Here is a 17,811-nt window from a genome sequence, read left to right on the forward strand (position 1 = left end):
ACCGACATGGCAAAGAGAAGAAGCAAGACAGTGGAGCAACAATGCAGATACTACGAGGTGGGCAACATCTTCGAGTACATGGTGGAAACATACCTCAACGGCAATATGTCCGTGTTCCGTGGACTCTACCACGAACTGAACAAGAACGCACGGAAGGACTTTATAGACTTCCTATTGAGCGAGGTTGAGCCGATTTATTGGAGGGAGATTTTGAAACATACTATTTGACAACTCATAAAAACGACAGCGATATGAAAGGAACAGACCATTTCAAGAGAACGATACAGATGTATTTGGAACAACGTGCGGAGGAAGACACGCTCTTTGCGAAGAACTACCGCAATCCAGCCAAGAACATTGACGATTGCGTAACCTACATTCTGAACTATGTGCAGAAAAGCGGTTGTAACGGCTTCACGGACGGAGAGATATACGGACAAGCAGTACACTACTATGACGAGAACGAGATTGAGGTGGGCAAGCCTATCCAATGCCAAGTGGCGGTGAACCACATTGTGGAACTCACGGCAGAGGAAAAAGCAGAAGCACGTCAGCAGGCAGTCCGCAGATACCAAGACGAGGAACTCCGCAAGTTGCAGAACCGCACCAAGCCGACAAAGGCGAAAACAGAAACCCAAGTTCAACCCTCATTATTTGATTTTGGCTTATGAAACCGAGAAACAAATTTGAAAAAGCAGTTCTTGCCCAAAGCAAGAAACTACGCCCGATAACCCCGATACAGATAAATTGGGCATTCCGTAATTGCGTGGAGCATTATGCACACCGCTTGCCGAAAGGTCGTACCACTTGTATGGATTGCGGTCATAGTTGGGTAATGACGGAGCAGACCGAGCATTGTACGTGTCCCGAATGTGGAGCAAGTTTGAAAGTCTGCCTCACCTATCAGCGCAAGGTAAGACAAAAGCAGTATTTCACAACCCTTACCACAAGCGGAGAATACCAAGTGCTACGAATGTTCTTGCTTGTCGTGGGTATGGAGAAAGGGGTTAATGCCAAGTCCTATGCCCTTGAAATCGGGCAGTATTGGTGGAATGAACAAGGGCGTAAGGCTGTTGTTGCCATTCCACGCACATTGGGATGCTACATCGACACGTTCTCATTCGCTTCTCCTTTTGCTATCCGCAATGACAATGAAGCGTACCGCCATATCTCATATTCCCCGATATATCCAAGATATAAGGTGTTGCCGACGCTCCGCAGAAACGGCTTTAACGGCAATTTCCACGACATTGTACCCACCAAACTAATACCGGCATTATTGTCGGACAGCCGTGCGGAAACGCTGTTGAAGGCAGGGCAATATCCCATGTTGCGCTACTATCTGTACCACTCTTTCAATATTGGAGAGTATTGGGCTTCAATCAAGATATGTATCCGCAACGGCTATACTATTGAGGACGGCTCAATGTGGCGTGACACCATAGACCTCCTGCGTCATTTCGGCAAGGACACAAACAGCCCGAAATACGTTTGCCCTGCCGACCTCAAAGTTGAACACGACAAGTTGGTGGCAAAGCGCAACCTGCAAAGGAAACATGAGCGGACTGAACAGCAACGCAGGAAAGCGATTGAGGACGAGAAACAATATCTGAAAGCTAAGGGCATATTCTTCGGACTTGCCTTTACCGACAGCCTTATTTGCGTCAAAGTCATAGAGAGCGTGGAAGAAATGGCAGAGGAAGGAAGGACGATGCACCATTGTGTGGGCGGTTACCACAAACGAAAAGACTCCCTTATCCTATCCGCCACCATTGACGGAAAACGAATTGAAACGATAGAGGTGTCACTAAAAACTTTTGAGGTGGTGCAGTGTCGTGGCGTATGCAACGAGAACTCCGAATACCACGACCGCATCATCGCCCTTGTGAACAAGAACGCCAACCTTATCCGCCAGCGGATGAAAGCGGCATAATATCGACATCTAACAACTAACATTATGGAAGTAAGATTTGAAAGCATGGTTTTCCTATGGGATGATAAAATCCCCACGATGTTCCTTGAATTTATGAACCTCCTCACTCTTTGTCAGAGTGAGGAGCAATTAAGGGCTAGCGTCAAAGACTTTGCCGAGAAACACGAACTTGACAAGTTCTTCCTTTACGGCTTCGGCTCTCATCATTTCTACCTGCACCAACGCTACACGAGCGACCCCGAAATGGTGATGCAACACAGAGTGCTGTCTGTACATTTCTAATCATCTAAATAACAACGACTATGGCAACAAAATGACAATTAACGGAGTAAGCACCTGCCAATCGGCAGGAACGGAGAACTACGAGAAATTCCAAACGGGTATCGACAGACGCAAACGCACCCTTGTGCAATACGACTACCGCCACACGGACGGGGAACTTTTCTCTTGTGTCAAACCCACATTAGACGAATGTCGAGCCGCACGGGACAAGTGGCTAACGGCAAAGGAAAGGAAGGAGGAGAAGCGATGAACGAAGCAGGCTACCAAACGCTGATAGTCAAATTCAGCGAACCCATTACGGCATTGGACGGCATCTTTGACGATGCCGAAGCGTGGGGAGTTGATACCCTAAAGGGGTGGATAGACAGCTATGAAAGCAGCCGTTTCACTGCCATTGACAGCCATACGGCAGTCATCACGAGCGAGTATAGCATGGAATGTCTGAAAGAGTGGCTGGAAAAATGCACACCCATAACCGAGAAAACAGAATTTTGAACATTGGGGCGGTGTCCGCACCGCCCGAACCATAAACCTAAAAGACAACGGATATGATAGCAAAGACAATTTTAGAGCAGATTGGCGGCAGACGCTTTGCCGCCATGACGGGAAGCAAAGACTTCACAGACATGGGCAACGGCTTGCGCATGAGCCTTGCGAGGAACAAGACCAGTGCCAACCGCCTTGACATCATCTATGACGGAGGGGCAGACCTATACAATATGCGTTTCTACCGCAAGACGTTCAGCAAAAAGACATTCGAGAGCAGGACGAAGGACATTGAAACGCACGAGGGGATATATTGCGATATGCTGGAGGAAATGTTCACGATGGTAACGGGACTTTACACCCGCTTTTGAGGGGTGGGCGGCAAAAGCCGCCTACTTTCTTTCATGAGCATGATGGCGGATAAGAAAGTAGGCAAAGAAACCTTTGTACCAATCTACGATAGTATTCACAAAAACAAGTTTTAATCATGGAAACAATCAGACAGAACGGAAAAACCATCTTGTACAGCAACGACGGCATAAGCATAAAGATGGTTTTCAAGAACCTTACGGGCAGGAATTTTCAAGGTCAGGAATATACAGACTATATCCGGCATATCGCAATCGGCAGCATGGGATTTTCACCCGGTATCATAGAGCATTGCAGGGACGGTGAGGTTGCAGGCAAAGGGACAATCCCGAATGTATGAAAACTGAAACTCCGATGAAGTTGGCGGCTTCATCGGAGTTTCTTTCGTCAGACACTTATTCTTTATGGTACATACAGCAGCGCAAACTCAGCCTTCCTTCGTTTGAGCAGCATGGCGTGGCGTTTCCCCTTATAGTTACAGAAAGCGATATACTCCCGGTAGATGTTCCTGTCACCCGCCTCCAGCTTTCGGATTAGCGTGCTTTTGGGTATCTTCCCACTCCCCAAAAGACGGTACGGACCGACATTGTAGGCGAGCGTGGCAAGCAGAAGCGAATCCTTCCCGAACTGCTGGAACATCGCGCAGAACTTCCGCAGGTCTTTTCGCAGAAGCGCGTCCGCCTGCCGCTTCGTCATGGTGCGTGCCGAATATCTTTCCCCCGGCTGCAACCGATGTCCATATCCTACATACGGGTGATGTTTTTCCGAATGCCAGCCCTCAAAATACTTCGTGCATCGCACCGCTCTCTCAAATGGTGGCAGCCGGTAGATAGCCGCCTGCCCGTCCGTTCCCTCATGGCGTCTGTTCCGTGCGGACACGGAACAGACCGCCAGAAGCGAACAGAGGATAGCCATGAATACACGCATCATCGTGTAAGGGGCTTGAAGTTCCCGATGGGGACAACAGTGATAACCCCGTCATCCTTCACGTTTCGGTTGTTGAAGTCAAATTCCAACTCATAGGAGTTGCCGAAATTGTCCTCCACTACCACGATGAAGTTGTGCGCCTCGTCACCTTGCGCCGTGTAGTACAGCCGGAACTTCTCGTTTTCGAGCAGGTAGCGGTCATTGGGCAGGAAAGTGATGCCGTTGTCCATTTTCAGTGTGCCCTCACCCTCGAACTGGAAATACCGGATGGTATAGAGGGTATTGGCGAAATCGCCCGTTTTCTTCAGCTCACAGCGGATTTCCACCGTCTGCCCCTTTGTGACCTTGTTCGGCACGGGCATGGTTTCCACCGTGAAGGGATAGGATTGCTGGATGTCCATATCGTCGTCGCACGATACGAATGTGAATGACACTGCGGCGAACAGGCAGAGTGCCAACGCCTTGAAGATTGATGTTCTCTTGTTCTTGTTGTTCAGTATGTTCATTATTCTTTGATTTTTAGATTGTTGTTCTTTTGTTGTTTTCTTGATACTTGTTGCAGGTACTCGTTCAAGTCCTTGCAGCCTTGATAGATGCCGGAACGGTCTGTCACCTTTCCTCCGTAGCGTGTCCGCAGGGCTTCCATTGCCCTGCGTCCGGCTTCGTCTCGGTCGAGGTAACAGTCGATGCGCTCGTACCCGTCCAGATGTTTCAAAGCCTTTTCCACGTTGGCGACGGAGTTCAGCACAAGGCAGTCACCCGTTGCCAAACCGAGCGTGACGGCGGACAGGAAGTCCATAAAGCCCTCGAACACGCTGCACACGTCCGCCGGGATGTCCCCCGCCTTGACCAGCGACACGTCCTTTGGTGGTACGCAACCCTTGAAACGGCGGCTTCGGGTTTCATAGCCGCCCGACACGTTCGGAAAGCCGACGGCAAAGTACCGCTTACCACGCACGCCGTAGTTCAGGCGGCAGCAGTGGCGGGATGCAACGGCATAAGGGATGCCTCTTTCCTTCAAATACTCCGTCAGCGGAGAGCGGAGCAGCGGGACGGCTTCCACTCCCTCAAAGGCAGGTTCGGACGGTTCCGGCAGGTACAACGGCTTTTCTGCTGCGGCAAGCGGCATACGGGCGGTTTCCGCTATGAATCTCGCCTGCGCCATGAAATCCCCGCTTCGGGTAAACTCCCCGACAAGCGTGAAGATGTCGCCGCCCTTGCCCAAGCCGAAGTCGTACCAGAGCTGTTTCGCCACGTTCACACGGAAGGAGGGCGTGCGTTCACTGCGGTATGGCGCACGATACCACAGCTCGTTTCCGCTCCTTCGGACAGGCTCATGTCCCAGCCGTGCGAGAAAGTCCGCAATGGGTATCTGCCTCATATTCTCAATGTCCGTCCGTTCCATGCGACGTGTCAGTTGATGATTATCTTGACGCCCGCCCCGAACTGCGTATGGAACTTCCGTGTGTCGCCACCCCACAGCAGGCGCTCCCGGAGGTTGGCGAGCAGGGCGATACGGTCAGCCACGTAAAACTCCACATCGAGCGTCAGCGCACCGCCGTAGATGAAGGCGTCCCGGTCATGGAGCGTGGAGCCGTCATGCAGCACTTTCTCGCCCCAATTCACCGACTCATATCCGGCGAGAGCCGAAGCCCCCGCATAGACGAACACTATTTTACGGGCGTCGGAGAGTATCTTGAAATAATAACCGCCCTCCGCCGTGAACTGCGCCACAGGTATGGCGGTATCCTTGTACGGGTTGTTCTTCAAGAGGTATTCGCCACCGAACACCCACTTGTTACCGTTCTTCGTGTAGGTGGAGAGAGCCGCCCCGAAACTGTAACCGCCATTGTTGCCACTTAAACGCATACCGTCCACAAGGTTAGCTCTCAATTCGATGCCCTGCATCTTCGGCAGGCACCGCTGGGCGTGCGCCTGCCCCGTGAAGAGGGCAAGCGACGCGATGATGATTGCGATGTGCTTTCTCATGGTCAGCGCACTTGAAGTTCGTTGATGGTACCCGCACGTACCAAGTCCTCGTTCTCAATCACGAAGGACTGATGACGGCCTCCGTTCTTCTCGTTCAGCTCCACCACGAGGCACTTGCCGTCGGGGATGGTGAACTTCGCCATCGTGAATACCGTGCGCTCGCTCTTTCTGCCCGGCACACAGGTGGCATAGTTCTGCGCACGGAGCGGCAGGATGATCTGCTCCTGCACGGCGGTACGCTTCGCCACCTTCTTGTCCACGATTTTCCACGTGATATAGTCCACATCGAAAGGCACGTTGCTTTGGTTCCTGATTTCCGTGTGGAAATAGAGAAGTCCGTTGTGCGTGTAGATGCCTTTCAGAAGGTACTGGATGCCGAAACGCTTGCAGCCGATGTGTTTCACCTCACGCTTGTTCTGCTTGTAAATGGACTTCATGATAAGGCGCACCAGCATGGGACTTTCGCTACCCAGCTCTTTCAGATAGATTTCCTGCGCGTTGTTCGGACGGTTCACCGCCTCGCCGTCATGGATGAAGTCGCACATCTCCACGTTGAGCAGCAGCGGTTCGGCGGCGTACTTCACGTTGAAGGTGTAGAAACTCCCGTCCTCCGTTATCACGGACATATTGGTTTCGTTCGGGAAGTTCCTCACGGTCGCTTTCACGCGGATGACGTTCTCCGCTCCGTCGGCTTTACCCGCAATCAGGTCGGGCGAGCCTAAATCGACGTAGCGCACCTCCGAGGGGAAAATGACGTGGACGGTCTTGTCGTAGGTCACTTCCAAGCCGTGCGGGGGAACCATGCGGTCGAAGGTCAGCTTCTTTGTCAGCCCGTGATACAGATCGCCGTCCGCCTCCTTCTGCGGATAGACCTCCTTTGTCAAGGTCGGTTGTTCACTTCCGTTGTCCGTTACAACGGTTACGTTCTCCTGCGCGTTGGCAGTTACGATGCCCATAGCGAGGGCAAACATGATGATTACTTTTTTCATTCTACTTTGGATTTTAGTGGTAAATAAAAATTTGGTTGTTGTTTTTTTAGTCGTTGATTGTTATTGTTTTCAATCTCTGTCCTGATATAGCATGACCTTGTATCCGGATTTCAGATGCACCTTGACGGTACGCATCTTCTTGGCGATATACTGGCTCGTGCCTTGTATCAGCCCCTTGCCCAAGTCGGAGGCGAGCTGCGCCCCTGCGTTGGTGGAGATATTAATGCTGCTGCCCAGCGAGCCGCCCATGTTGGCGGCAACCTCCCTGACGGCGTTCATCTCCATCGAGTTTGGAATGAAGATGCCGGGCTGTCCGTCCGTGTCATACACCGCCAGTTCTACCGGTATAATCGTACCTGCGTACTCCAGCGAAGTAATTTCAATATCGAGTCGTTCGCCCTGAATCTTTGCCGTGCCTACCACCACTGCATTGCGGGGTATGATTTTGTCCGCCACTGCCATCGGCTCCAGCAGCCGTAATCTTACCGCCTGCCCGTCAGTCACACTCTGCGCCCCATAGACACACGCCGATATGGTGTTCCTGTCCGATACAGTCGTGACACCCACCGCCGTATTGAAACTGCGGTTGCGCTCCTGCGAGAAGGAGGCGACAAACTCAGCGTTGCTCATCGGCTGTGAGAGCGAAGATACCACCTGATGCGTTACCTGCCTGACAGGTGCAGCCGTGTTCTTTCCGGCTTTCTGCACATGGTAAGGTTCTGCCGCCTGTCCGACAGGTGGCTGTGTACCGTTCTGACCGCCCATGTACTTCGCCGCCAGCTCGTAGGACTTTTCCATGAGTGCCACTTGATCATCCATAGAGGATGCCTTGCCTTTCTCGGTTTCCAGTTCCGATTCCAGCGAGGCGATACGCTCCAACAGTTCGTCCATTTCCGCGTTGTCGTTCTTCGGCTGCTCATAGAAGTTGCCGAGCGTGGTATTGAGGTCGCGGTAGGCAGCTGCGGAGGATTGGATGGTTTTCGGAGCGGATGATTTTGCTGTTGCATCTTCCGCATTTCCGGGATTAGCAAGGTCGAAGTCCCTGCCGCCGTCCGTTTCCGCCACCTCGCGGTCGAACATATCGCCCAGTTCCTGCATGGCGCGGCTGCGGTTCTCCTGCCGTTCCTCCATTGCTCCCTGTTCGTAGGCTTTCGCCTTGTCGCCGATGATCTGGCGGTTCGCCTTGTCAGCGTCGGGCATTTCGATGTTGTAACCACCCGTTCCCGGTTGCTGCTCCTTGTCGGAAGACGGGGCGAATATCAGCCACATAGCACCGATGAATACCAGCACTATAGCGGGCAGCACTATCATTTTCTGACGTTTCAGCCTTTGGGCTTCGGTCAGCGGCTTGCGCTCCTTCTTCGGTTTCCCGTTGTCGGGAGCCGCCTTGTTCTCGTTTTTAGGTTCATTCTTCGTCTGTTCCATATAAATAAGGTATTACATTATGATTGTTGTCCGGCTTTATGGACAGTTCCACCTGTCCGGCATGGTCTGTTACCATCCGGCTGCCGTCATTCCTGCCGATTTCATAGACGGCTTTGCCGAAGGTGTAGAGGGCAAGCACCGCAAAGGCGGCGAGCATCGCCAGCACGATGCGCCTGCGTGTCTTCGGGGGCAAACCGTCCAGATAGCCTTTGAGCCTTGCCACCAGCATTTTCTTTTTGTCGTGGAGCTTCCAGTACGCACGCCAAAATGATTTTTTGATTTTCTTCATGTCCGTTTACCTTTTGATGGTTTGTAAATCCTTGTTCTCGATGATGGTGAATCCCTCGATGGTGAAACCGTTGGGATTGTCGTCCGAACGGGACGAGTTCAAGAGGCGGCACGTAGTCACGAGGCTGCGCTCGGTGACGTTGCTCTGCCGGATGATCTTCTGCGTGGCGTAGGTCACGGCACGGTAGGGATAGCCGTTGAAATCGCACACCACGCTGTCCACCTTCAACACCTGATTGATGTTCCCGGCGATGATGCGGTTGTAGTACCCCTTCTCGGCAAAGTCCGAATAGTAGTTGTACACGCTTTTGTCCGCTAATAGCAGGGCGCGTTTCACGTTATGCTCTATCGCGCTCTTTTCGGGTGAGAGCGTGAAGAACAGCTCGTGGAAACGGCGCACGTGTTCCCTCGCTTCTGCCGGACGGTTCTGCGACAAGTCTTGCGAGAGAGCCAGCATCAGCGACTTGCCGTTGTCCAGCACGTAAATCTTTTCCCGTTGCCGCTCCGCGAAGCGGTAGGAACTCCACACGCTCCATACCGTTATTACGGCACACAACGAGAGGAAGACGATACCGAACAGGCGTATCTGCCTGAACGATGATTCGATGTTTTTAAGTGACTTAAATTCCATTGTTGTTTATTCGTTTTTAATTGTCAGTTGATTATTTCAGCAGCTTCCCGACACGTCCGACCACGTTTCCTGCGGCTGCGCCCGCCACGCTGCCCGCCATACTTCCGGCTCGTCCTGCCGTCTGGTTCACGTTGCGACCGTAGCTTCCCATGCCTCCGGCTTGGATAATCCAGCCTGCTACCGTGGGGATGGTGAAGTAACCAATGATGCCGATTATCATGAAGACGATGTACACCCCGTCGCTCGAATCCAGCGAGAAGTTCGGGTCAGCCTGCATCCGTTCGATGTCGCTTTGCAGCATCAGCACTTGTATCTTCGCCAGTATGGTGCTGAACATATCCGACACGGGCAGCCACAGATAGACCTGTATGTAGCGGCATATCCACTGTGTAAGCGTGCTTTGGAAGCCGTCCCACACCGATATGGCGAAGGCTATCGGACCGAGTATCGCCAGCACCACGAGGAAGAACGTGCGGATGGTGTCTATCACGAGGGCGGCGGCTTGGAACATCAGTTCCAGTATCTCGCGGAAGAAGTCGCGGATGCCCTTCTTCATGTTGTACATCCCGCGCTCGATGTACATCCCCGCCATCGTCACCATGTCGCCGGGCGACCAGCCCAGTTCTTCCAGTTGTTTGTCAAACTCCTCATTTGACACGAGGTAGGCGGTTTCGGGATTGCGCATCATCGCTTCGTACTCCAGTTTGTCCTTCTGCTCACGGTATCGGTTCATGTCCAGCGTTTCCGCCTCCAGCATCTTTGCCGTACCCTGCACGACGGGCGACATGATGCTGTTTATCGTACCCAGTACCACCGTCGGAAAGAACATGATGCACAGACCGATAGCGAACGGGCGGAGCATAGGGAACACGTCTATCGGTTCGGCTCTCGCCAGCGACTGCCATACCCGGTAGGCCACATAAAAGAGTGCGCCCAGCCCAGCGATGCCTTTCGCCACGCCCGCCATGTCCCCGCATAGCGGCATCATCTGTTCGTAGAGCGAGCGCAGAATTTGGTGAAGGTTGTCGAAATTCATAGGCTACCAATATCTTTCGTTCATGTTCCCGTACAGCCCCATGATGCGGTCAAGGTCGTTTTTCTTCTTCGCACGCAGGTAACTCACGCTAATGTTCTTGTTGGTGTAGTAGCTCACGAGGTTGCGGTAACGCTTCATTTTGGAGTAGCAGCGTTCCACCACGTCCATGCGCTCCTTGTCCGTCATGGAGAGCGTGGTGATATTCACCACATTCTTCAGTTCCGTCAGCACATCGTTGGATTCCTCCAATAACTTGGTGTAGCCAAAGGCGATGGCTCCCAGTTCCTCCACCGTGAAGTTGTCGTCACGCATCATCTTCTGGAAACTGGTCACATAGGTGTCGGTGATGTCACCCACCATCAGGATGGTCTGCTGCACCTTCCGGGCGTCCTTTACCAGATTGTTCACGGATTTGAGTGCGTCGTAATACTTCTTGCCCTGTTCGTAAATCTTCACGGTCTCTTGAAAATTTTTTATCATATTCTGGGCGGTCGTGGAAGTGTGTACCACGTTCTTCGAGGTGTTCACGATGCTCTGCGCGATGTTGGACGGGTCTATCACCGCCCACTGTGCGCTTGCCCTGCCGACTGCAAACAGGCACAGGCAGATAATAAGTGTTATTCTTGTTCTCATGTTACTTTGGATTTTAGTGGATTTCATTATTTATTGCTCGCCTATCGGATGGTCCGGTTTCGGGTTCACACGCACGTAGTCCCCGTTCGGCGAGAAGGTCAGGATGTCCGTCGCCTCGTTGTAGGACACGTCGATGCGGAATCCGGTGTTCATGAACAGATTGCCGTTCTCCTCCTGCAAGAGATAGGTTTCCGGCTTCAGCTTGCGGCGGATGCCGCTCCGCTTGAATACCGTCACCTTATAGGCTTCGCCCTCCTTGTAGATAAGCACGTCGGGCTTGCCCTCCACACTCTCCCAGTTCCCGCAAAGCAGGTCGCGTCGGTTGTCCGTTATGTCGCAGGATTGCAGCACCATGACCGCCAGCCCGATTAAACACTTGCTGACTTGCAGCATTTTCGTTCTTGATATACTCATACGCATTTTCTTTTTTAGTTGATGAATCTGTTTCTATTTATTCCTTTTTTCTCCGCCTTTCGGCAAGCTGCCGGATGACGGCTTCAATGTCGCCGCCCAACTGTTCCGCCAGACGGTAAACCTCTACTTTTTCCGTTTCTTCGGTGGTGTACGCCAGATACTCTTCAGCACTAACTTCGGTGGCATAGACTGCCGACTGCGTGCCGCCCAGTCCTATCCACACTTCCTTGTAGAGCCTTGACGGGTTGTTCGCCATGTTGATGGAGAGTATCTGCGACTTCTCTTTCTCCGTCAGACCCAACAGGGACTGTATGGCATCAAACTTGTTCATGTACTTCCGCTGGTCAAGGAGTATCTTGCAGTCGGAGTTGTTGATGATGCTCTCCTTGACGACGGGCGAGGAAATGATGTCGTCCACCTCCTGCGTCACCACGATTGCCTCCCCGTAATACTTGCGCACGGTCTTGTACATATAGCGCAGGTACTCAGCCATGTTCGCCGAAGATAGAGCCTTCCAAGCCTCTTCCACTATCAACTGTTTCCTTACGCCTTTCAATCGGCGCATCTTGTTGATGAAGGCTTCCATGATGATGATGGTCACCACAGGGAAAAGCTCGCGATTTTCCTTTATACTGTCAATCTCGAAGACGATGAACCGCTTGCCGAGCAGGTCGATGTTCTCCGTGGAGTTGAGCAGGAAGTCGTAGCGTCCGTCCCGGTAATACTGCCGCATGGTGGTGAGCATATTGTCGATGTTGAAGTCGGACTTCTCCACCTTTATCTCACGTTCCGCCAGTTCGCGGCGGTAGTCGTCGCGCATATACTCGTAGAAGGTGTTGAACGAGGGGACGATGCTCCGGTCAGCCCTGATACGCTCGATATAGGCGTTCACCGCACTGCCCAGTTCGCCGCTCTCCGTCTTCGTCACTTTGTCGTCCTCCGACTTCCAGAGCGTCAGCAGCAATGTCTTGATGCTGTCCTTTTTCTCCACGTCGAACACGTAATCATCGGTGTAGAACGGGTTGAACGAAATCGGTTTCTCCTCCGTGTAGGTGAAGTACACGCCGTCCGCCCCGTTTGTCTTGCACCGGATCATCTCGCACAAGCCCTGATAGGAGTTTCCCGTGTCCACCAGCACCACGTGCGTACCCTGCTCGTAGTATTGCCTCACGAGGTGGTTCATAAAAAAGGATTTGCCGCTGCCCGAAGGACCCAACACGAACTTGTTGCGGTTGGTCGTGATACCCCGCTTCATCGGCAGGTCGCTGATGTCGAGGTGCAACGGTTTTCCCGTAAGCCTGTCCACCATCTTGATGCCGAAGGGCGAGAGCGAACTGCGGTAGTTGGTTTCCTCCGTGAAGAGGCACACCGCCTGCTCGATGAATGTATGGAAACTCTCTTCCGCCGGGAAGTCCGCCGCGTTGCCGGGCATCGCCGCCCAGTAGAGCGTCGGGCAGTCGATGGTATTGTGGTGCGGCACGCACTCCATGCTTGCCAGCTGGCTGCCCACATCGTTCTTGATATGCTTCAGTTCCTCCGCGTCATCGCTCCACGCCATGACGTTGAAGTGCGCCCGTACCGAGGTCAGCCCGTAGGAATGGGCTTCGTTCAGGTACTGGTCTATCCACTCGCGGTTGATGCTGTTGCTCCGGCTGTATCGGGATAGCGACTGCATATTCCTTGCGGACTTCTCGAACTTCTGCAAATTTTCCTCGCTGTTGTCGATAATCACATACTGGTTATAGATGTGGTTGCAGGAAAGCAGCAGCCCCACGGGGGAGGCGAAGGAGAGGCGACAGTCCGAGCGGTCGGTGGAGAGTTTCTCGTAGCGGATGTCGGTAGCCACCTTTCCTGGCATATCCTCCGCGTCGGAGAGGGTGTGCAGGCACAGGCGGTTGTCACCGATACGCATTTCTTTTGCCGAGAGGTCGATGTCCTGCAAGGTCGTGTCGCCTTCGGGCATGAGCGAGAAGTAACGCTCTATCAGCCCGGCGGACTTCTCCGTCCCGACAATCTCGTCGGTGGAGAGGCGGCGCAGCCTCACAAAGCCGCTGTCGTTCATGATGCGCTCGAACTGTTCGGCGGCCTCCATGAACTTCCCGGCGGTTTCCTTGTCCAGCTCCTTCGGGATGATATGTCCCCGGCACAGCGTACTGAAGTTGCTCTGCATACGGTTACGTTCTTTCGTCGTCTTGGTCAAGTAGAGATAGCAGGAGTGTTTCAGGTACGGACGCTCGTTGAAGTGGCGTTCAAAGGAACGGCTCAAGAAACTCATGTCGTCCTTCTGTAACTCCGGCATATATTTCTCCTTGATGAACCAATCCTGCTTATGCACGACGCAGAAGTACGGTAGCACCTTGATAGCCTTGCACCAGCAGCCGTGTATCGCCTCGTACTCTGCGCCCGTCACGGTGTAAAGCTCCGGCAGTTCCACCTCAAAAGCCACCGTGATGTCGGCGTCTTTGGAGATGATGCAGCCATGCTCCACCGCCAGCAGGGGGAACTTGTTTTCCAGTGTTGTCATTTTGGATGTATTTCTCATGTCGTTTCTTCCTTTCGTTGCCGTTTGAGTAATCGGGTGATCCGCCGTCGGTTGATAAGGTATCGGGGATGGCTCCTTGCCGCTCCCAATTTCATCAGCCCGTGTTCGCCGTACCGGGCGTTCAGCGCGAAGGTCTGCCATACGAGGACGGAAGACGATGCCGCGCCGAAGCCGATACATATCCACTGGTCGATGCCGACCATATAGAGGATGACGAACAGGACGAAGAGAGCCAGCAGACCTCCGCAGAAGATGAAGAGGTACTGAGCCTTCAAACCCTTGAACTCGACCGGACGGCCGATACCCTTGTTTATCGGGTATTCAGCCATACATTGTTTATTAAAGGAAGAATGAGCGCAGGATAGTGGCGGCGACAATCAAGAAGATACAAGCCCCGAACCACGAGGCGGCGGTCTTCGAGGTGTCCGGGTCTCCGGACGAGAATTTTCCGTACACTTTCACGCCACCGATAAGCCCGACTACCGCGCCGATGGCGTAGATTAATTTCGTGCCGGGGTCGAAATACGAACTCACCATAGAGGTGGCTTCGTTGATGCCAGCCAGACCGTTTCCCTGTGCGAAAGCGGAGGCGGTTGCGGCAATCATAAGTGCCGCAGCGATGATTAACTTTTGTCTGATGTTCTTGTTCATAAACTGTTCTTTTTTGTGCCGTCCAAAGGGTGGATAGTCCTTTTTCGGGCGGTTGATACTTGATTACTTTACTTTGGTTTTAGTGGTTGCCCGTTTGTTTCTACGGACTTGGGGCTGTCCGTTGCGGGTTGGCTGTACCTTGTACCGCCGTGCGCGTGGGTGTCGTCATTTTACGTTTTCATTTCCATTCTTTTTTAGTTGTTATACATAGTTTCGGAAGTCGAACTCCTCGATGTTGTCGGGAATCACGAACACCTTTTCCTTTTGTTGTGTCACGGTCATGTTCACCGTGTCCACGAAAACTGCCATCGCCTTTGCAAGCCTCTCGCTCATTGCTTCATCGGTCAGGCGTTCCGTTATTCTTGTGAAAAGCTCTGTCCCGTCCAGTTCCGTCATGACCTTTCCGGCGTGTCGCATTTCCTCATCGGATGGTGATTCCTTCCGTATGGTGTGTACTGCCATGTCAATATCCTCGAAGCTACTTCCCGAAGCCTGCTTTTTGTCTGGTTCTTCATCCTCCGGTTCATCTTCTCCGTACTCCAGTTCCGAGGGCGGGATGCTCGTGAAGGTTTCATCGAGTTTGTCCTCCGGTACTTGTGTCGGGCGTGAGACGGTTTCCGTGTTTCCGTCGTCAAAAGTAGCCTCTTCCTCCGACAGCTCAATGCCTTTTTCCGAAGTGGCGGCTTCTTGCGTCGGTATGGCAGCGGTTGTCCGGGTCGATGCCATCTTGAAACGGCTCTTGCCAATGATGTCCGAGGTGTCTGCGTGAGGTATTTCCTTATCCTTTCCTTGCTCTGCCACCGTACTGTCCAATGACCGCCACAGCCCGGCAATATGTCTGAAGAAACGGATGAGCTTCGTGTCCATGATGCGGTCATAGAACAGCAGAAACAGAAACCACACGTTGCAAGCAACCGATACGATTAAAAACGCCTTTGTCATAATCTTACTTTTTGGGCGTTTTCAATCTGTTCCATGTACTGCTGCCCGTATTGCCGGAAATGGTCGCGGAGGATGTTATCCACAAACTTGCCGATGCTCAAACCGTTTCCCATCCGACTGGTAACGATAGCGACTTTCTCATGAATTTCTCGGCTGATGTATATACATTGCCGCGTTTTGATTTCCGATGCTTGCAGGAAAGTCGAGAGCGGTTTGTCTCTGCCTTTATCCTTGCGGAAGTCAACGTCGGTATTTTCCTGCCCGTAGTCGGTTACACACTTTGCTGCACGGACAGCGGTTCTTTCACTCTTTCCTGTTTGCAGATACTCAGCCTGACGGTTCTTATTTGTTCTTTTCATACTTCTTTGTTGTTTTTGAGTGTTTATAAATTATAGGATTCCATGTGCCGTTTGAACGATTCGGCTATCTCGTCTTGGAACAGCGTGAAATGGTGTGTCAGCACGTTGTCAAGAAATGCCGCGATAGTCACTTCGTTGCCTCCGATTACATGAAGCATCTTCTGTATGCGGTCGTGGTACTCCTTGCGGATATAGACCTGCTTGCCGAGCCTTGCCGTGATATTGGAACCGCATATGAATACTGTGTCATAATCCAATTTTTCCGGCTTGCTGTTCCTGCGCCTGCGTTCCGGCTCCTCTTTGGAGTGCGAGGCGGGTGGAGAAACGGCTTCTTGTATCGCTTCTTTCGGAGGTGGGACAGGAGCGTTCCCGTCCGTGCTTCTCGCTTCCGGCGGAATGCTTGTATCGTCCAGTCGAAACGAGTTGATTACGGCTTCGCTGTCGATGTCCTCGATTCTTGTTTTCTTTGCCATGCCATTCAGTTTTTGATGATGCCGAGAATCTCATCGACGAGTTTGTCGAGGTTGCTGCCGCGTACCAGTATTTTGTCCGCCGGAAACGCCGTGGAGCGGAATACTGCCTTGCGTTCTGCCGCCGTCTCCTTGCGGAAACGCTTGCTGTCCGGCAGATGTGTTTCCAGAATGGACAGGGCGAACTCGGCACAGACCTTGTCGTATGCTTTGTAAAGTTCCGTCTTTTCGCGCCCGTCCACCATGTTCCACACGAGGTAAATCCCTTTGATACCGGACTTGCCCGTGCTTATCATCTGTTCGTTGATAACGGTGGCGAACTTAATGGAACTCTCCATCACCACACGGTCGGCGATGATGGGCGTGAAGATGTAGTCCATTTTGGAAATGGTCTGCACCACATCGGCATTGTTGATGGTTCCCGGCAAGTCGAAGAACACGAAATCGAGGTCGGGCTGCGCTGCCACCAGATTTTCGGCAGTCTTTACCGCATCTTCCGCACGGCTGCATCTGATGGTGTACGGGTTCTTCTTCAGCCGTTTGAGCTGCTCATACGCCATCACCTTGTAATGCCCGTCCTCCATGACGGCTTTCATGTCGCGCTTGCGCATGTCATGGATACTGTACTGTGGAAAATCGCAGTCCACCACGGCTACGTTGTAGCCTTTCACATAGTGCAGATAGCTTGCTACAAGCACTGTCAGGGTTGTCTTACCCGCTCCACCTTTCTGCGTGGAGATTGCCACATAAGTTGCTTTTTTCATTTTTTTGATAATTTATTTGGTTATACATCTGTCCGGTGGCGGTAGCGTATTGTCATTAGTACGTACGCACGCGCTCCCATTCATTTATTTATTCACTCCTTAATCCGGCTGTGCCTATGGGTAATCATCGGTTTGTCCAACCGCCCATGCTTTTATCCGTCCGCATGGACGTGTGCTTGGAAAACTATCTGAATACATACACCTGTTTTCAACCGTTTGGATTGATGCCCGGATTGCTGTCCGAACATCTGGCGGAAGGAGTGTATTTTCAGTCCCACATCCGAATCACACTGCAAATAAACAAGGATATTTTGGAACTTGTATCACTTCTCCGGCAAGTGGCAGCACGTTGCGCCGGTTGGCACTGATTGTCCGGGTCAAGCCTCTGTCGGACATCGCCTTAAGGGCGTAACTTTGCACCCGAACGGCAGGGTACGCCGCAGGTGGCGCAGCCCGGAGTTTGAAAGGAATCATCCCCAATCCGTCCCCGACGGATTTTTATGTTCACCTGAACATAGCAAGGTATGTTTTCAGCCGCTCAAAATATTTTGAGCATCCCGGAAAACGCCTTGCCCTTGCAGGGGGCGGGCTTTCCCTCCGAAGTCGGAAAGCCTTTCAGAACTGCGGTGCTGTGATCCGAAGCGGCGGCTTATGCCGTCAATCCGCTAAATCCAAAGTAAT

The 17,811-nt window shown here is 52.4% G+C and carries 27 protein-coding genes; 9 read left to right on the forward strand and 18 right to left on the reverse strand.

Going from position 1 to position 17,811, the window contains the following annotated elements:
- Window positions 1-6 precede the first annotated feature (6 nt).
- The 8 genes from ACO4R2_RS09335 to ACO4R2_RS09370 all read left to right on the forward strand — a co-directional run bounded on the left by ACO4R2_RS09335 (window position 7) and on the right by ACO4R2_RS09370 (window position 3,410).
- Entirely contained in the window at window positions 7-228 is a 222-nt protein-coding gene (locus ACO4R2_RS09335) for a hypothetical protein (RefSeq protein WP_005643956.1), read from the forward strand.
- A 23-nt stretch (window positions 229-251) separates the two neighbouring features.
- Complete coding sequence (locus ACO4R2_RS09340) at window positions 252-671, forward strand: PcfK-like family protein (RefSeq protein WP_004310304.1); 420 nt, start codon at window positions 252-254, stop codon at window positions 669-671.
- Window positions 668-1,933: a PcfJ domain-containing protein gene (locus ACO4R2_RS09345; protein ID WP_004310303.1), complete on the forward strand. Its 1,266-nt coding sequence runs from the start codon at window positions 668-670 to the stop codon at window positions 1,931-1,933. Before ACO4R2_RS09340 ends, ACO4R2_RS09345 begins: the two co-directional genes overlap by 4 nt.
- A gap of 24 nt (window positions 1,934-1,957) precedes the next feature.
- Window positions 1,958-2,215, forward strand: a complete 258-nt coding sequence (locus tag ACO4R2_RS09350; RefSeq protein WP_005827305.1) for a hypothetical protein — start codon at window positions 1,958-1,960, stop codon at window positions 2,213-2,215.
- 31 nt (window positions 2,216-2,246) lie between these two features.
- A complete protein-coding gene (locus ACO4R2_RS09355) occupies window positions 2,247-2,465 on the forward strand; it encodes a DUF3873 domain-containing protein (protein WP_008770680.1) in 219 nt (72 codons plus the stop codon).
- Window positions 2,405-2,710 (forward strand): DUF6956 domain-containing protein, encoded by a 306-nt coding sequence (locus ACO4R2_RS09360; protein ID WP_004310302.1) that lies wholly within the window; start codon window positions 2,405-2,407, stop codon window positions 2,708-2,710. The genes ACO4R2_RS09355 and ACO4R2_RS09360 overlap by 61 nt, the downstream gene beginning before the upstream one ends.
- Window positions 2,711-2,763: 53 nt before the next feature.
- Window positions 2,764-3,072 (forward strand): hypothetical protein, encoded by a 309-nt coding sequence (locus ACO4R2_RS09365; protein WP_004310301.1) that lies wholly within the window; start codon window positions 2,764-2,766, stop codon window positions 3,070-3,072.
- 116 nt (window positions 3,073-3,188) lie between these two features.
- Window positions 3,189-3,410 carry a DUF7688 family protein gene (locus tag ACO4R2_RS09370; RefSeq protein WP_004310300.1) on the forward strand — a complete coding sequence of 74 codons (222 nt, stop codon included), beginning with the start codon at window positions 3,189-3,191 and terminating at the stop codon, window positions 3,408-3,410.
- 62 nt (window positions 3,411-3,472) lie between these two features.
- On the opposite strand, the gene ACO4R2_RS09375 is transcribed toward ACO4R2_RS09370, so the two are convergent.
- The 18 genes from ACO4R2_RS09375 to ACO4R2_RS09460 form a co-directional block, all read right to left on the reverse strand.
- A complete protein-coding gene (locus ACO4R2_RS09375; RefSeq protein WP_005827312.1) occupies window positions 3,473-4,000 on the reverse strand; it encodes a glycoside hydrolase family protein in 528 nt (175 codons plus the stop codon).
- A complete protein-coding gene (locus tag ACO4R2_RS09380; RefSeq protein WP_005827314.1) occupies window positions 3,997-4,503 on the reverse strand; it encodes a DUF3872 domain-containing protein in 507 nt (168 codons plus the stop codon). Before ACO4R2_RS09380 ends, ACO4R2_RS09375 begins: the two co-directional genes overlap by 4 nt.
- Window positions 4,503-5,402, reverse strand: coding sequence for a toprim domain-containing protein (locus ACO4R2_RS09385; RefSeq protein ID WP_004310298.1), 900 nt, complete (start codon window positions 5,400-5,402; stop codon window positions 4,503-4,505). The genes ACO4R2_RS09380 and ACO4R2_RS09385 overlap by 1 nt, the downstream gene beginning before the upstream one ends.
- Before the next feature lie 8 nt (window positions 5,403-5,410).
- A complete protein-coding gene (locus tag ACO4R2_RS09390) occupies window positions 5,411-5,986 on the reverse strand; it encodes a conjugal transfer protein TraO (RefSeq protein ID WP_005827316.1) in 576 nt (191 codons plus the stop codon).
- A gap of 2 nt (window positions 5,987-5,988) precedes the next feature.
- Window positions 5,989-6,975, reverse strand: coding sequence for a conjugative transposon protein TraN (gene traN, locus ACO4R2_RS09395; protein WP_005827318.1), 987 nt, complete (start codon window positions 6,973-6,975; stop codon window positions 5,989-5,991).
- A gap of 69 nt (window positions 6,976-7,044) precedes the next feature.
- Window positions 7,045-8,400 carry a conjugative transposon protein TraM gene (traM, locus tag ACO4R2_RS09400; protein WP_004308923.1) on the reverse strand — a complete coding sequence of 452 codons (1,356 nt, stop codon included), beginning with the start codon at window positions 8,398-8,400 and terminating at the stop codon, window positions 7,045-7,047.
- On the reverse strand, window positions 8,381-8,689 hold the full coding sequence (locus tag ACO4R2_RS09405) for a TraL conjugative transposon family protein (protein ID WP_004308924.1): 309 nt from the start codon (window positions 8,687-8,689) through the stop codon (window positions 8,381-8,383). The genes traM and ACO4R2_RS09405 overlap by 20 nt, the downstream gene beginning before the upstream one ends.
- A 6-nt stretch (window positions 8,690-8,695) precedes the next feature.
- A complete protein-coding gene (traK, locus tag ACO4R2_RS09410; protein ID WP_004308925.1) occupies window positions 8,696-9,319 on the reverse strand; it encodes a conjugative transposon protein TraK in 624 nt (207 codons plus the stop codon).
- Window positions 9,320-9,350: 31 nt separating this feature from the next.
- Window positions 9,351-10,355: a conjugative transposon protein TraJ gene (gene traJ, locus ACO4R2_RS09415; protein WP_004308926.1), complete on the reverse strand. Its 1,005-nt coding sequence runs from the start codon at window positions 10,353-10,355 to the stop codon at window positions 9,351-9,353.
- Between the two features lie 3 nt (window positions 10,356-10,358).
- Window positions 10,359-10,988: a DUF4141 domain-containing protein gene (locus ACO4R2_RS09420; RefSeq protein ID WP_004308927.1), complete on the reverse strand. Its 630-nt coding sequence runs from the start codon at window positions 10,986-10,988 to the stop codon at window positions 10,359-10,361.
- A 30-nt stretch (window positions 10,989-11,018) separates the two neighbouring features.
- Window positions 11,019-11,402 (reverse strand): DUF3876 domain-containing protein, encoded by a 384-nt coding sequence (locus ACO4R2_RS09425; protein ID WP_004308928.1) that lies wholly within the window; start codon window positions 11,400-11,402, stop codon window positions 11,019-11,021.
- A gap of 37 nt (window positions 11,403-11,439) precedes the next feature.
- Complete coding sequence (locus tag ACO4R2_RS09430) at window positions 11,440-13,944, reverse strand: TraG family conjugative transposon ATPase (RefSeq protein ID WP_005827325.1); 2,505 nt, start codon at window positions 13,942-13,944, stop codon at window positions 11,440-11,442.
- Window positions 13,941-14,273, reverse strand: a complete 333-nt coding sequence (locus ACO4R2_RS09435) for a DUF4133 domain-containing protein (protein ID WP_004311206.1) — start codon at window positions 14,271-14,273, stop codon at window positions 13,941-13,943. The genes ACO4R2_RS09430 and ACO4R2_RS09435 overlap by 4 nt, the downstream gene beginning before the upstream one ends.
- 10 nt (window positions 14,274-14,283) lie before the next feature.
- Window positions 14,284-14,595, reverse strand: a complete 312-nt coding sequence (locus tag ACO4R2_RS09440) for a DUF4134 domain-containing protein (RefSeq protein ID WP_004311205.1) — start codon at window positions 14,593-14,595, stop codon at window positions 14,284-14,286.
- Between the two features lie 201 nt (window positions 14,596-14,796).
- The gene (locus ACO4R2_RS09445) at window positions 14,797-15,537 is read right to left on the reverse strand and encodes a hypothetical protein (RefSeq protein WP_005827331.1); all 741 of its coding nucleotides are present in this window, start codon (window positions 15,535-15,537) and stop codon (window positions 14,797-14,799) included.
- Window positions 15,534-15,923, reverse strand: coding sequence for a DUF3408 domain-containing protein (locus ACO4R2_RS09450; protein WP_287647342.1), 390 nt, complete (start codon window positions 15,921-15,923; stop codon window positions 15,534-15,536). Before ACO4R2_RS09450 ends, ACO4R2_RS09445 begins: the two co-directional genes overlap by 4 nt.
- Window positions 15,920-16,369, reverse strand: a complete 450-nt coding sequence (locus tag ACO4R2_RS09455) for a DUF3408 domain-containing protein (RefSeq protein WP_004311202.1) — start codon at window positions 16,367-16,369, stop codon at window positions 15,920-15,922. Before ACO4R2_RS09455 ends, ACO4R2_RS09450 begins: the two co-directional genes overlap by 4 nt.
- A gap of 5 nt (window positions 16,370-16,374) precedes the next feature.
- Window positions 16,375-17,130, reverse strand: a complete 756-nt coding sequence (locus ACO4R2_RS09460; RefSeq protein ID WP_005827337.1) for a ParA family protein — start codon at window positions 17,128-17,130, stop codon at window positions 16,375-16,377.
- A gap of 116 nt (window positions 17,131-17,246) precedes the next feature.
- Here ACO4R2_RS09460 and ACO4R2_RS09465 point away from each other — a divergent pair, with 116 nt between their 5' ends.
- A complete protein-coding gene (locus ACO4R2_RS09465) occupies window positions 17,247-17,498 on the forward strand; it encodes a hypothetical protein (RefSeq protein WP_005827339.1) in 252 nt (83 codons plus the stop codon).
- Window positions 17,499-17,811: the final 313 nt, after the last annotated feature.

This window comes from Alloprevotella sp., assembly GCF_057240785.1.